This window comes from Ignavibacteriota bacterium, assembly GCA_016212665.1.
Lineage (GTDB): Bacteria > Bacteroidota > Ignavibacteria > UBA10030 > SZUA-254 > FW602-bin19.
The window spans coordinates 145,523-159,607 of record JACREZ010000016.1; the positions used below are offsets into that span (position 1 = coordinate 145,523).

The 14,085-nt window shown below is 43.9% G+C and carries 10 protein-coding genes; 6 read left to right on the forward strand and 4 right to left on the reverse strand.

The annotated features are described in order from the left end of the window. The first annotated feature begins 7 nt into the window (after window positions 1–7). The 6 genes from HY960_05440 (at window position 8) to HY960_05465 (ending at window position 10,870) form a co-directional block, all read left to right on the forward strand. The gene (locus HY960_05440) at window positions 8–1,051 is read left to right on the forward strand and encodes a glycosyltransferase family 9 protein (protein ID MBI5215176.1); all 1,044 of its coding nucleotides are present in this window, start codon (window positions 8–10) and stop codon (window positions 1,049–1,051) included. A 197-nt stretch (window positions 1,052–1,248) separates the two neighbouring features. Next, entirely contained in the window at window positions 1,249–2,523 is a 1,275-nt protein-coding gene (gene eno, locus HY960_05445) for a phosphopyruvate hydratase (GenBank protein ID MBI5215177.1), read from the forward strand. Window positions 2,524–2,767: 244 nt separating this feature from the next. Then, window positions 2,768–3,721, forward strand: a complete 954-nt coding sequence (locus HY960_05450; GenBank protein ID MBI5215178.1) for a hypothetical protein — start codon at window positions 2,768–2,770, stop codon at window positions 3,719–3,721. Window positions 3,722–3,756: 35 nt separating this feature from the next. Continuing rightward, complete coding sequence (locus HY960_05455; protein ID MBI5215179.1) at window positions 3,757–5,190, forward strand: phosphoglucomutase/phosphomannomutase family protein; 1,434 nt, start codon at window positions 3,757–3,759, stop codon at window positions 5,188–5,190. Window positions 5,191–5,284: 94 nt separating this feature from the next. Further along, the gene (gene pepT / locus HY960_05460; GenBank protein ID MBI5215180.1) at window positions 5,285–6,565 is read left to right on the forward strand and encodes a peptidase T; all 1,281 of its coding nucleotides are present in this window, start codon (window positions 5,285–5,287) and stop codon (window positions 6,563–6,565) included. Window positions 6,566–6,655: 90 nt separating this feature from the next. Further along, window positions 6,656–10,870, forward strand: coding sequence for a lamin tail domain-containing protein (locus HY960_05465; GenBank protein ID MBI5215181.1), 4,215 nt, complete (start codon window positions 6,656–6,658; stop codon window positions 10,868–10,870). A 95-nt stretch (window positions 10,871–10,965) separates the two neighbouring features. Here HY960_05465 and HY960_05470 read toward each other — a convergent pair whose 3' ends face one another. The 4 genes from HY960_05470 to HY960_05485 form a co-directional block, all read right to left on the reverse strand. Further along, a complete protein-coding gene (locus HY960_05470; GenBank protein MBI5215182.1) occupies window positions 10,966–11,511 on the reverse strand; it encodes a 2-oxoacid:acceptor oxidoreductase family protein in 546 nt (181 codons plus the stop codon). 3 nt (window positions 11,512–11,514) lie between these two features. After that, window positions 11,515–12,390 (reverse strand): 2-oxoacid:ferredoxin oxidoreductase subunit beta, encoded by an 876-nt coding sequence (locus HY960_05475; protein ID MBI5215183.1) that lies wholly within the window; start codon window positions 12,388–12,390, stop codon window positions 11,515–11,517. 172 nt (window positions 12,391–12,562) lie between these two features. Next, window positions 12,563–13,720, reverse strand: a complete 1,158-nt coding sequence (locus tag HY960_05480; GenBank protein ID MBI5215184.1) for a 2-oxoacid:acceptor oxidoreductase subunit alpha — start codon at window positions 13,718–13,720, stop codon at window positions 12,563–12,565. Beyond that, window positions 13,717–13,977 carry a 4Fe-4S binding protein gene (locus tag HY960_05485; GenBank protein MBI5215185.1) on the reverse strand — a complete coding sequence of 87 codons (261 nt, stop codon included), beginning with the start codon at window positions 13,975–13,977 and terminating at the stop codon, window positions 13,717–13,719. Before HY960_05485 ends, HY960_05480 begins: the two co-directional genes overlap by 4 nt. Window positions 13,978–14,085 lie beyond the last annotated feature (108 nt).

Consider the following 14,085-nt stretch of genomic DNA (forward strand, 5'->3'; position numbering starts at 1 on the left):
TCCCACCATGAACCAAGTCAAACGTATCCTCCTCTCCCGCATGAAATTCATTGGTGATGTTTTGTTGACAACGCCAATCATTCGTGCTATGCGGGAAAAATATCCTGATGCGTTCATTGCATATCTCGGTGAGAAACATGCCGCCTCGCTCCTTGAACAAAATCCATATCTGAATGAAATCATTCCATACGACTTTACTCATCCATCAATTCTTGAATCGGCAAAGGTCGCTTTGCAACTTCGAAAACGAAAATTTGACGCTGTGGTTGATTTGTTTTCCAATCCGCGTTCCGCATTGCTTATGTACGCAAGCGGTTCTCCGATTCGCATCGGGAAGAAAGTTCAGGGACGGGGAAATCTATTCACGCATCAAATCGAAGATGATGGCAAGCCAAAGACCGCAATCGAGTTTCATTATCAATATGTGAAGCCGCTTGGCGTTGAACCGACTCATGTTCAAACAGAAATTATTCTATCCGACATCGAAAAAAAAGAAGCAAAGCGATTTCTCACATGGCAGTTTGAATCGGATGAAACGTACTCACAGCAATCTCAGCGACCGCTCATCGGTATCAATCCCGGAGCAACGTGGCCCTCAAAAATCTGGCTGAAAGAAAACTTCGCCGGACTTGCATTTCTCCTGAACAAACATCTCAACGCGCACGTCGTTCTCATTCAGGGACCGAAGGACAAACAACTTTGTGATGATGTTGCCAAACATTCACTCGCCAATGTTTCCATTCTCCCGCCGATGCAACTCCGGCAACTTGCGGCTGTGCTTTCACAACTCAATCTCTACATCACGAACGATAACGGCACGATGCACATCGCTGTTGCTGTCGGAACAACAACCATCGGCATTTTCGGACCCGGAGAAGAGAACATCTGGTTTCCGTATTCATCGCCACACCTCGCTCTTCGGAAAGATGTTCCTTGTCATCCCTGCCATCTTGATTTTTGTAATCGAACGGGAACGGAATATATGGAGTGCATGAAGCGGCTGAGTGTGAATGATGTGTTTGAAGTCATTAAAGCACGATTACAGGTTTGAGGTTACTGATTACAAAACACGAAGTTGTTGGTTATTAGTCATTGGTCAATAGTCATTTGTCATTAGGAAATTACATTGTCAATCTGGAACCATAAATCGAGTAACGGATAACAGATAACGGAGAACTTTTTCATTTTGTCACAGCATTTCCGATATTCACTACACTTTTTTTTTGAAAACTAATCTATGGAGAAACTATGACTACTATTATTGATGCTTACGCCCGTGAGATTTTGGATTCACGGGGAAACCCTACTATTGAAGTTGAAGTGATGCTGGAATCCGGCGTGTCCGGACGGGCGGCTGTGCCGAGCGGCGCATCCACCGGCGAACACGAAGCGATGGAACTTCGCGACGGCGACAAAAAACGCTACAACGGCAAAGGCGTTCTGAAAGCCGTGAAGAACGTGAACGACATCATCGCCGAGAAACTCATCGGCTTCGATGCGACGAATCAGGTCGGTGTTGATATGATGCTCTGCGCCCTCGACGGAACCGACAACAAAGCAAAACTCGGAGCGAATGCGATGCTCGGTGTTTCGCTTGCAACTGCCAAGGCGGCGGCAAATGTGTTACAACTTCCGCTCTATCGGTATCTCGGTGGCGTGAATGCAAAAGTGCTTCCCGTTCCGATGATGAACATACTCAACGGCGGAAAGCATGCGGACAACAATGTTGATTGCCAGGAGTTTATGATTGTTCCGACCGGCGCGGAAAGTTTTGCCGATGCATTACGCATGGGAACGGAAGTTTTTCACTCGCTCAAATCTGTCTTGAACAAGAAAGGGTACAACACTGCGGTTGGCGATGAAGGGGGATTTGCGCCAAGTCTGAAATCGAATGACGAAGCCATCGAAGTGATTCTTCAGGCAATTACCAACGCTGGCTACAAAGCAGGAAAAGATATTTACCTCGCACTTGATGTCGCATCAAGCGAAATGTGGCAAAAAGGAAAATACGTTTTCTACAAGTCGGACAAGTCATCAAAGAACGCTGAACAGATGGTGAAGTTTTATGAGAAATGGGTAAAGCAGTATCCCATCATCTCCATCGAAGACGGAATGGCGGAGAACGATTGGAAGGGTTGGGAAATGCTCACCGATGCTCTTGCCGATAAAGTGCAACTCGTCGGTGATGATTTGTTTGTCACCAACACGGAAATTCTTGCCAGAGGAATTGAGCAGGGCGTTGCAAATTCGATTCTCATCAAAGTCAACCAAATCGGCACACTGACCGAAACGCTTGATTGCATCGAACTCGCGAAGCGAAACGGTTACACGACAATCATCAGTCACCGGAGCGGCGAAACGGAAGACACAACAATTGCCGACATCGCTGTTGCAACCAACGCCGGACAAATCAAAACCGGTTCAGCAAGTCGTACCGACCGGGTTGCAAAGTATAACCAACTCCTCCGCATCGAGGAAGAGTTGGATATTACCGCGATTTATCCGGGGATGAGCGCGTTCTGAGAAAATGATATGCAGAAAATTGATATCGCAAGATGCGACTTCAAGTAACTACAATAAAGTAACTGTTTGATGCTGTAACATGAAACGTCAAACGGTGAACTGTGTAAAATTTATTTAAACAATCAAAGAGACTGAGATGATGAATTTTCTTTTCCACAAGACCATTTTCCTGTTGGTACTTTTTTTCTTGTGCTTTGCCTCAATACAAGCTCAAGAAAAAGATTCATCCTCAGTCTCCGAGACTGTGCAATCGTTTCTGGGATTGAATCAACCGAAGGTGGGAGTGCTTGCACAACTTTCAGGCGGATTATTCAACGATGGAACAGAAACCAGACTTACCGGTACATGGAGGAAGCGAACACGGCTTTTTCTTTTCACTTCGCCAACTCAAAAATTTTCTTTCTTCACACAATTAGATATTAATCGGTCGTTCGATCTGCTTGATGTAAAACTTTCGTACAATTTTCGGGAATACCTAAGCTTTGATGCAGGGCAATTCAAGATCCCATTCGGAAAAGAGTATTTGAATAAAGACGCTAATTTACTTTTTATCAATCGGTCCCTTGCAAGTGAAAATATCAATGCAGGTCGACAACAGGGAGTTCAAGTTCGGGGGAAAATGCTCGACCAACAACTTTCATACGTTTTGAATCTTTCAGCAGGCGGAGGAACCTCCAACGTTGATGATAATCTTTCACTCTACTCCGGGAAAATATCTTTCATTCCTTACCAAAGGAAAACAATTGATGAAAAATTAAATATCGAACTACAAGGTAGTTTTGCATACTCGAATGACTACAACGATTTTAATTATGACGATTACAGTTTTGACGAAAGCATTTTCTGGGAAGCAGATTGTAAGATAGATTACAATGACAATTGGCTCGAAATTGAATATCTAAAAGTACATGGACTCACTTCACTTCCAACTTCCGGCTTCCATGTTGATGTTGGAAAGAAAACTTCCGATGAGATCGAATTTGCTGCTCGATTCGATTGGTGGAATTACTACGATTCCAGATATCTCGGAGGTGGAAAATACATCGAAACGTATCCTATAAATAGAAGTTACCATGTAGGTATGAACTGGTACCTGGAAAAAGAAATCAAGATGCAACTGAACTTCCAGCATAATCAGACATTCGATTATTCTACTGTTGTGTTGCTCTTTCAGTATGCATTAAACGCCGGAAGTTAGTTTTTTATTTTTCACCTTTCTTCATATTTTCTTTCATGACAACACAAATCAAATTCGGAACTGACGGCTGGCGCGGAGTTATTGCGGAAGATTACACGTTCGATAACGTCCGACGATGCACGCAGGGCTTTGCAAGCTATCTCAAATCTGTTTACTCATCTGAACAACTCACGCGTGGCGTTGTTGTTGGTGGCGACAGGCGATTTCACTCGGAGAATTTCGCGGCAACGGCGGCAGAAGTTCTTGCGGCAAATGGAATTCCCGTTCACTTCTGCGGCGGAGGAATTCCGACTCCTGTCATTTCGTTCAGCGTAAAAGCACGGAAAGCGCTCGGTGCTATCAACATCACGGCGAGTCATAATCCACCAACCGATAATGGTTTCAAAGTACGTGATGAAAACGGCGGCGCAATTGACCCGGAAGGTTTGGTGAAAATCGAAGCGCTCATTCCCGATAGCGTCAGCGATGTACGGCGAATGAAATTTGCCGACGGAATTTCATCTAACTTGATTATGAAGTTCGACCCGGTTCCCGCGTATGATGAACAACTTCGACGCATGGTTGATTTTGAAACAATCAAACAGGCAGGATTCAAAGTGCTTGTAGAACCGATGTGGGGCAACGGCGCTGGTTGGTTCTCCCGATTGCTTGCCGGTGGAAAAACTCAGGTCATCGAAATTCACAGCGAGCGAAATCCAATCTTCCCGGAAATGAGTCGCCCGGAACCAATTATTCCCAACATCAATGTCGGGTTACAAAAAGTCCGTGAACACAACGCAGATGTTCTTCTCATCACCGATGGCGATGCAGACCGATGCGGCTTCGCAGATGAGAACGGGCAATTCATTGACCAACTTCGAGCGTACGCATTGCTTGCAATGTATTTACTTGAAGTGAAAGGGGAGCGCGGCGCAATCGTCAAAACACTTTCCACAACTTCCATGCTTGATTCGCTTGGGAAGTTGTACAACATTCCGGTTCATGAAACCGGAGTTGGTTTTAAGTTTGTCGCGCCAAAGATGATGGAAACCGACGCGCTCATCGGCGGAGAAGAAAGTGGCGGCTATGCGTTCCGCAATCACGTGCCGGAGCGGGATGGAATTCTCGCCGGATTGTTCTTTCTCGATTTCATGTGCCGCACGAAAAAGAAACCGTCGGAACTTGTGCAGTGGCTCTTCTCTAAAGTCGGCGAGCATCATTACGACAGAATTGATACGGTCATTGATGCAAACCAGAAGGAAACAATTCTAACAAGACTCAAAACACAAACCCCGAAACAAGTCGCCGGATTGAATGTCGCACAACTTAACCAGACCGATGGCTTCAAATACATCCTCGAAGACGGAAGTTGGTTGCTCATTCGTTTTTCCGGCACCGAACCGCTTGTTCGCATTTACTCGGAAGCAGGAAGCAAGGAATTGGTCAAAAGTATTTTAGAAGATGGGCGGAAATTAGTTCTCGGAAACTGAGACGTTCAATATTCGCTCCGCTTCTTCATCATTCATTTACTAAAGGAGTTTTGTGAAAGGCACACTGCGCATTTATTTTTTCTTTTTTGTGTTGATTACGACATCGTATGCACAACTATCAACCAACAAAGAAACAGTCGTCGAACGATTTCTTCGTTATGTAAAGATTGACACGCAGTCTGACGAAAATTCCTCAACCGTTCCCACAACGCAGAAGCAATTCACACTTGCCCGATTACTCGTTGAAGAACTTCACCGACTCGGACTAAGCGATGCTTTCGTTGATAGTTTTTGCATCGTGTATGCAACGCTTCCCGCCAATGTTCCGGATGCTCTGGCAACGAACATACCGGTCATCGGGTTGCTTGCTCACATGGATACCTCTCCATCGGTAAGCGGAAGTAACGTCAATCCAATTATTCACAAAAATTATCAGGGAGGAAGCATCGTTCTTCCGAATGATTCTTCACAAATACTTTCCATCGAAAAAAATCCACGCATGAAGGAGTACATCAACAGCGACATCATTACAGCAGACGGAATGACACTCCTTGGTGCGGATGATAAAGCAGGAATTGCGGAAATCATGTCGGCGCTTGAAATTCTCAGGGACAATCCTTCCATCAAACATGGAACACTCAAGATTGCATTTACGCCTGACGAAGAGACCGGCGCAGGTATTGAAAAATTTGATGTGAAAAAATTTGGAGCGAGTTACGCGTACACAATTGATGGCGGCGAACTTGGAGAAATCAGTAATGAAACGTGGAGTGCGGATGCGGCGACTATTACGGTGCATGGAAAAAGTTTTCATCCGGGAGAAGCGAAGGGATTGATGGTCAATTCGCTCTACGCGACATCATATTTTATCTCGCATATACCTGAAATGATGAGACCGGAAACCACGGAAAAACGGGAGGGATTTCTCCACCCATACAGCGGAACACTTGAGACTGAAAAATCAACCATAAGAATTCTCTTACGGGATTTTGAGTTGAGCGGATTGGAGAAACAACGGCAGATGTTGTATTCACTCAAAGAAGAGACGGAAAAGAAATTTCCCGGCACTATTATAGACGTTGATATAAAACCATCGTACCGGAATATGAAATTGGAACTTGATAAAGTTCCGTTTGTCATAGAGTATGCTCTCGAAGCATGCAAGCGTTCCGGCATCAAACCGAAACTTACCTCCGTTCGCGCAGGTACTGATGGCTCGAATTTAACTGAAATGGGTTTGCCCTGCCCGAATATTTTCACCGGCGGAGAGAACTTCCACAGCAAACTCGAATGGATTCCTGTGAAAGGAATGGAAAAAACTACCGAGATGATTTTGAATTTGATACAAGTTTGGACCGAAAACAAAACGAAGTAACCATGTACTTCGTGGTTTGAGATTTCCGATTTTGATATTACATTAAGCCATGAACAATGAAATGAACTATTAACTTTTATTGGAGGTACAATGCGCGCGCTAAAAACTCTCGCTCTTCTTTTCATTCCGTTTCTGCTGGTAGCTCAAGTTCAGCAATTTCCTTTCACAGAACATTTTGACGCTGACACATTGTTGCCAGTTGGCTGGAGTTCTTCACGAAATCGTGATACATCAAAAAACGATTTTACTATTTCCACTTCTTCTGTTCGTTCAACTCCGCACGCGGTCATCAGTACAAATGCAACTGTAAGCCAAAATCTTTACTCTCCTTTTTTTGATTTTTCAAACGAACAACCGGAGACTCTTTCCTTTTATGAGCGGCGTTCCGGCACTCATAACTCCGTACTTCTCATTGAAGCATCGAACGATAGCGGACAAACTTTTTTTTCCATCTCAGATACATTGAAAAATGTCAGTTCATCGTACGTTCTTCGCGCTGTCGCTCTGCCCGATTCGCTTGCAGGAAAAAACAATGTTCGGTTTCGTTGGCGAATAGTTGGCGATGGAACGGGAACAACGGGGACCATTCGCTTCGATGATATTTCTGTAACGACTGCAACTCAGATTGATGTTGCAGTAACGTCTGTTTCATTTCTACCCCTCACTCCTTTTGTTGATGATTCAATTACTATCAGTGCGACTGTCAAAAACATCGGTAACGATTCCGTACAGAATCTTCTCCTTTCATTTTATCTCGATGCAAACAACGACTCATTGCCTCAATCTTCGGAATTGATTTCAACGAGGCTTGTCAATGCGGTTCTTCATCAAAATGATTCGGCAACTGTTCAAACAATAATCACTTTCCCGACTGCAGGGATGTACAGAATAATCTCCAAAGCGAAAGTTACAGGCGACGAAGACTCGACGAACGACAGTCAGATGATTTCAATTTCGGTTGGATGGAAACCTCGCTCGCTTGTTGTGAATGAAATTATGTATGCACCGACTTCTCCGGAACCGGAATGGATTGAACTCACTTCAACCATTTCCGATTCCATCAATCTGCGAGGCTGGAAAATTTCCGATAAGACAACGACTACTCGTTACACAATTACAAATTCGGATTTATGGGTTCATCAGAATGAATATCTTGTTTTGACAAAGGACTCGTCGGCTTTGTTAGAACCATATCCTTTTATTCAACATTATCTCCAACTTCCGTCAATGCCAACGCAAAACAACGACAGCGATGCGGTTGTAATCTTCGACCAACGCGGTGTCGTGATGGAGAGCGTCTATTATCATTCTACGTGGGGAGGAAAAAATAACCGCTCGCTCGAACGGATTGAAACTACAGATTCATCAAACAGTAACGCTAATTGGGGAACATCGAACAGCATCAATCGCGCAACTCCGGGAATGAAAAACTCACACACACCAAAAGATTTCGACCTTCTTGTTCGGTCGCTCTCTTTCATTCCTCCTTTCCCAAGTGTCGGAGATAGCATTCAAATTCAGGCAACAATTTTTAACAATGGAAAGAACAATGCGGCTTCGTTTGATGTCAGTTTTTTTGAAGATACAAACAACGATTCACTCTTCACTGCTGATGAGTTGTTTCAAACAGTCACGCTTCATTCCTTGACTACAGGTGATTCAGTCACTATACAGGAATTAAGAACTGATATTTCGTTTGGCAATCATTTGTTTCAGGTTCGGATTACCTTTGTATCGGACGAGGATACAACGAACAACACTCAGACTGCGCTTGTTGTTGCTGGATACCAACCGCAAACAATTATCATCAACGAAATCATGTACGCCCCGCCAAGTAGTGAACCGGAGTGGATTGAATTGTACAACAACTCAGCGTTCATTGTTGACCTGAAAGATTGGAAACTGAGCAACAAAAATTCAGGAACGAAATATCTTATCAGTAATCAGCATGTTTATTTGAATCCACAGCAATACATCATTATTACAAAAGATGCGGCGCGATTGAGCAATTTGTATCCAATCATCCCTGCCGTGATGCTTGATGTACCGACACTGCCAACATATCATTTCACCAATTCAAATGATGCTGTCGCGTTGTTCGATTCCCGCAATGCTCTAATGGATTCGGTGTTCTATTCTTCAAGTTGGGGAGGAACGAACAACCGTTCGCTCGAAAGGCTTGAACCGGATGGCATTTCGCTAACACAATCTAATTGGGGAACGTCAACAAATCCGAACAGGGCAACGCCGGGAATGAAAAACTCGCTCACGAGAAAAGAGTTTGATGTAACGATAAGACGAATAAGTTTTTCTCCTGTAAATTCTAACGCGGGAGAAAGCGTACAACTTCAAGCTGTCATCTTCAACAAAGGAAAACAAGCTTTGAACGGATTTGATGTTGCGTTTTATGAAGATACAAACGGCGATTCGCTCTTCTCAACAGATGAACAATTTTCACTTCAACAACTCAATAACTCCATCACTCCGCTTGATTCAACAAATGTAATTGCTACCTCCGCATCGTTGGCGATTGGAACTCACAACTTTCTTCTCCGTGTAACAACGGCGAATGATGAAGACACACTGAATAATTCACTGAAAATACAACTTGTTGTTGGCGTTCAACCACAAACGGTTGTCGTAAATGAAATCATGTACGCACCTTCGGGCAGTGAACCGGAATGGATTGAACTCTACAACCAATCAAGTTTGGTAATTGATTTGAATGGATGGAAAATCAGCAACAAAACAACTTCATCGAAATATACCATTGCGTCCTCATCCCGATTGCTTAATTCACTTGAATATATTGTTCTGACAAAAGATACTGCCAGATTCAACACGGCTCATTCGGGAACTTCCAACGTTATTGAAGTCTCAGCGATGCCGACATTCTTATTCGGTAACAATGGGGATGCAGTAGTGTTGTATGATAATAGAAACACGACGATTGACAGTGTACGATATTTTCCATCGTGGGGCGGAACAAACTCGCATTCGCTTGAAAGAATCGAAGCCACACTTTCTTCAAGCGATTCAACAAATTGGGGAACGTCGGAAGATTCTTTGTTCAGCACTCCCTCATTCCAAAACTCCATCACTCCGCGAGAGTACGACCTTGCTATTTCTCGAATCTTCACAACGCTCAATAGTTCTTCAATCAACCTGAATGTTGTCGTACAGAATGTGGGACGACAATCCGCAATGACTTGGAGCGTTTCATTCTTCTTTGATGCAAACTACGATTCTATCACTCAATCATCTGAACTATTGTCGCTCCAAAACTCTTCAGATCCGCTACTCACGAACGATTCAACAATAATAATGTTTGCTTGGAATAATCCACCTTCGGGAGAGCAACGCATTATTGTTCGAATTGATTTTGAACAGGATTTGCGTTTATCAAACAATATGCTCAACGAATTGCTCGGAGTTTCTTTTCCAACAAAATCTTTGGTTATCAATGAAATAATGTACGATCCACTTCCAGGTAGAAGTGAATGGATTGAATTATATAATCCAACTCAAACACCAGTGAACGTAAAGAACTGGGGGCTACACGATCTTGGTGGTACATTGACTTACTCTGTTATTACTTTCGGAGTAGATGCGATCGTGCCACCGAATGGATTCCTTCTCCTCCTCGTAACAAACGATACTTCTTATATATTCAATCGTTTCCCATATTTACTTCAACCAGATTCATTAACAATAATATTCTGTCTGAATAGATCTGTATTGTCAATATTTAATAACGAAGGAGATGAGGTAGTACTTTTCGATTTAAGCGGCAAAACAATTGACAGCGTTCGATACAATTCTGATTGGCATAATTCTTTGCTCGATAATGTTTCTGAACGTTCGCTTGAGCGCATCAATCCGAATCATGAAAGTACGGATAAACGAAATTGGAGTACAAGCGCTAATGCAAACGGTGGAACTCCGGGAAAACCAAATAGTATTTTTACAACGGTTGTTCCGAGCGAAGGTTCGCTTTCTGTTTCACCGAATCCATTTTCTCCAGACGCTGATGGTTTTGAAGATTTCGTTCTGATTTCCTATAAGGTTCCAACTACAACCGCGTTGCTTCGCGTGCGATTGTATGATTCCAAAGGAAGATTAGTTCGCACACTTGCTGACCATGAGCCAAGTGGTTCGAACGGTGAACTAATTTGGGATGGGATGAATGATGAACGTGAGAAAGTCCCAATGGGAATTTATGTTATTTTGTTTGAAGCGCTTGATGGTGGCGGAAATCAAGTGCAAGCGATGAAGACTGTTGTGGTAGTGGCAGTGAAATTGTGAAACTCATTCACCACAGATTGACACAGTAAAAGCACTGATAAACACAGATAATGTATCGGTGAAAAATCCGTGTCAGCATCAGTGTAAATCCGCGGTTAATTCTGAATCGCCTTCACTCCATACTCATACCCTCGATTAAACGCGTTCATGTTCAACTCTTCCGTTCCTTTCGGGACGGAGACTAACACGGCTTTCCGCATCGCTTCAACATCAACCAACCCGGTAACGGCGGTAGTAAAACCCATCATCACGATATTCAGCACCATGCGTTTGCCAAGTTCTTCCGCAATGCGAGTGGCGGGAATGGAGAAATGCTTTACATCTTTCCTGAGATTGTGCGGAGAAACCATTTCTTCTTCCGTGATCAGCAATCCTCCCGATGCAAGTTCTGGAGTGAATTTTGTGTATGCTTCCTGCGACATCACAATCATAATTTCCGGTGAGGTGATGTACGGGTACGCAATTGCTTCAGGAGAAACAATCACCCCTGCGCTGCACGAACTGCCCCGCGCTTCCGGTCCAAACGCCTGAATCATCGTTGCAAATTTGTTATCATAAATCGAAGCGGCGCGACCGATGATGTACCCGCTGAGAATAACACCCTGTCCGCCGAATCCGCCAATCTTAATTTCTGTTCTCATAGTTTATCCGTTGTAGGGAACGAACTTATCGCCCAATCGTTTCGAGTAATATTCATTCATTGCATCAAGGTATGTCGGTCGTTCAATATCAACAAACTTCCCGACAACAATCTTTCCTTGAAAATCCAAGCCGACGGTTTTCGTATCCGCTCCATGTTTGATTTCACTGCTTTCCTGATAGTAAATCATCTGGTCAAGTCCGTCACCGATTTTGTTGCGACGACTGTAAAGTGTCGGACATGGTGAGAGGACTTCGATGAACGAAAATCCTTTTTTTGCCAATGCTTCTTTAATAGCTTTGGTAAGATGACGAACATGATACGTCGTCCATCTCGCGACATACACCGCGCCGCACGACTCGGCAAGATAGGGAAGATTGAATGACTGCTCGAAGTTGCCGTACGGAGTTGTTGTTGCAGTTGCCGTGAGTGGCGTTGTCGGCGCAACTTGTCCGCCAGTCATTCCATACGTAAAATTGTTGATGAGAATAACTGTCATGTCGAGATTACGGCGGCAGGCATGAATGAAATGGTTTCCACCGATGGCAGTCAAATCACCATCGCCGCTGTACACGACAACTTTTAGATTGGGATTCGCGAGTTTCAACCCGGTCGCAAACGGAATAGCACGTCCGTGCGTTGTGTGAAACGAATCCAAGTTCACATAACCTGCAACTCTTCCCGTACAACCAATACCGGAAACGACAGCCACTTTCTGTAAATCCAATCCGCTCGTTTCGAGAGCGTGTCCAAAACAATTCACCGACGTTCCGATTCCGCATCCCGGACACCAGATATGCGGCATCCGCTCCATGCGAAGATATTCTTCGACGGTATTTCCCGGAACTTCAGTTTCTATTTCATATAATTCTTCAGGCATAAACTCCTATTTCTCTATTTCTACTTATTTATCATTCTGACTGCTTGATAGGAAAATTCGAATTTCTAATTTCTAAATCCTAAACAAATCCTAAATATTAATTTATCAACAAGAATAATCAGTTTTTGAATTTTGACATTCGGGTTTGTTTAGGATTTCGGATTTTTTCAGTCTATTTATTTAAGGAAACTATTGCATTGTAGATGTCTTTTGGATTGTGAACAGTCCCACCGACATGTGGAACCAACTTCACAGGAACTTTCCCTGCGGCACATCGTTCCACTTCAAGTACAATCTGCCCCTGATTGAGTTCTGGAACAACGATCGCTTTTACTTTCGATGCGAGCGAACGGATATATTTTTCAGGGAAGGGCCATACAACAATTAAGCGAAGATGTCCGACTTTCAATCCTTCTTTCCGCGCTTGTTCGATTGCAGGAATCGCAGTGCGTGAAGTTATTCCATACGTAACAACCACAATGTCCGCCCCTTCGATTTGGTCTTCGCGGTAATCGGCAATCTTTTCTTCGTTGAGTTTAATTTTATTAATGAGTCGCGGAATTAATTTTTCCTGCGTCGCAACAGTCATACTTGGATAGCCGCGTTCATCATGCGTCAATCCTGTTACGTGAATATTGTAACCGTCTCCCGCCTTCACCATCGGTGGAATCATTTCACCGTTTGCGTGATACGGCATGTAGTTCTCTTTCGTTCCTTCATAAAATTTTCTTGGAACGACCTCAATCTCATCTGCCGATGGAATCATGACTCGCTCAATCATGTGTCCGACACATTCATCCATCATAAACATGACCGGCACACGGTATTGCTCGGAAAGATTGAACGCTTTGATGGTCAAATCAAAACATTCCTGCGGCGAGTTTGGAGAAAGTGCAATGATGCTGTAATCGCCATGTGAACCCCAGCGGGCTTGCATCATATCACCTTGTGCAGGTTGCGTCGGAAGTCCGGTTGATGGACCTGCGCGCTGGACATCCACAAACACACATGGAGTTTCTGTCATCGCTGCGTAGCCGATGTGTTCCATCATCAACGAAAAACCGGGACCGCTTGTTACCGTCATGGCTTTCTTGCCGCCCCACACTGCGCCTTGAATCGCGATAGAAGATGCAATCTCATCTTCCATCTGAATAAATACTCCGCCGATATGAGGAAATCGTTCAGCAATTCGTTCCACTACTTCGGTTGATGGAGTGATGGGGTAGCCGGCGACAAATCTACAACCAGCCGCGAGAGCGCCTTCGCTGCATGCATGGTCGCCATCAATAAAATGCGCGCCTGTCAGTACGCCTTTCGGGTCTGCTTTCATGCCGCTTTTGCTCCCTTCTTGTTGAACATAAATCCATAAATTGCAAAGTCGGGACACATCAAGCCACAGATGTTGCAACCGTTGCACAACTCTTCCGAGATAAGAATCGGCGGGTGATAGCCCTTCTTGTTGTATTGCTTCGAAAGTTCGAGTGCATCAGTCGGGCAAAACTCGACGCAAAAACTACAGCCTTTGCATCTCTCTGCCGTAATGACAATCGTCCCTTTCGGTTTCTTTTCTTTTTTCGTTTCAGCCATTGTATTGATAATTTTTCGTTTTGATTCTATCATATATCCTGCCAGAAATTAGAGTCATATTTCTCCGATAGAACAACGCACTCAACCGTAAATATCAGATTTGAAAAA

Bases quoted from the DNA above. Each gene is read 5' to 3' on its own strand.
- HY960_05470 (MBI5215182.1), bottom strand. From the start codon at position 11,511: ATGAGAACAGAAATTAAGATTGGCGGATTCGGCGGACAGGGTGTTATT.
- HY960_05455 (MBI5215179.1), top strand. From the start codon at position 3,757: ATGACAACACAAATCAAATTCGGAACTGACGGCTGGCGCGGAGTTATT.
- eno (MBI5215177.1), top strand. From the start codon at position 1,249: ATGACTACTATTATTGATGCTTACGCCCGTGAGATTTTGGATTCACGG.
- HY960_05485 (MBI5215185.1), bottom strand. From the start codon at position 13,977: ATGGCTGAAACGAAAAAAGAAAAGAAACCGAAAGGGACGATTGTCATT.
- HY960_05480 (MBI5215184.1), bottom strand. From the start codon at position 13,720: ATGAAAGCAGACCCGAAAGGCGTACTGACAGGCGCGCATTTTATTGAT.
- HY960_05465 (MBI5215181.1), top strand. From the start codon at position 6,656: ATGCGCGCGCTAAAAACTCTCGCTCTTCTTTTCATTCCGTTTCTGCTG.
- HY960_05440 (MBI5215176.1), top strand. From the start codon at position 8: ATGAACCAAGTCAAACGTATCCTCCTCTCCCGCATGAAATTCATTGGT.
- HY960_05475 (MBI5215183.1), bottom strand. From the start codon at position 12,390: ATGCCTGAAGAATTATATGAAATAGAAACTGAAGTTCCGGGAAATACC.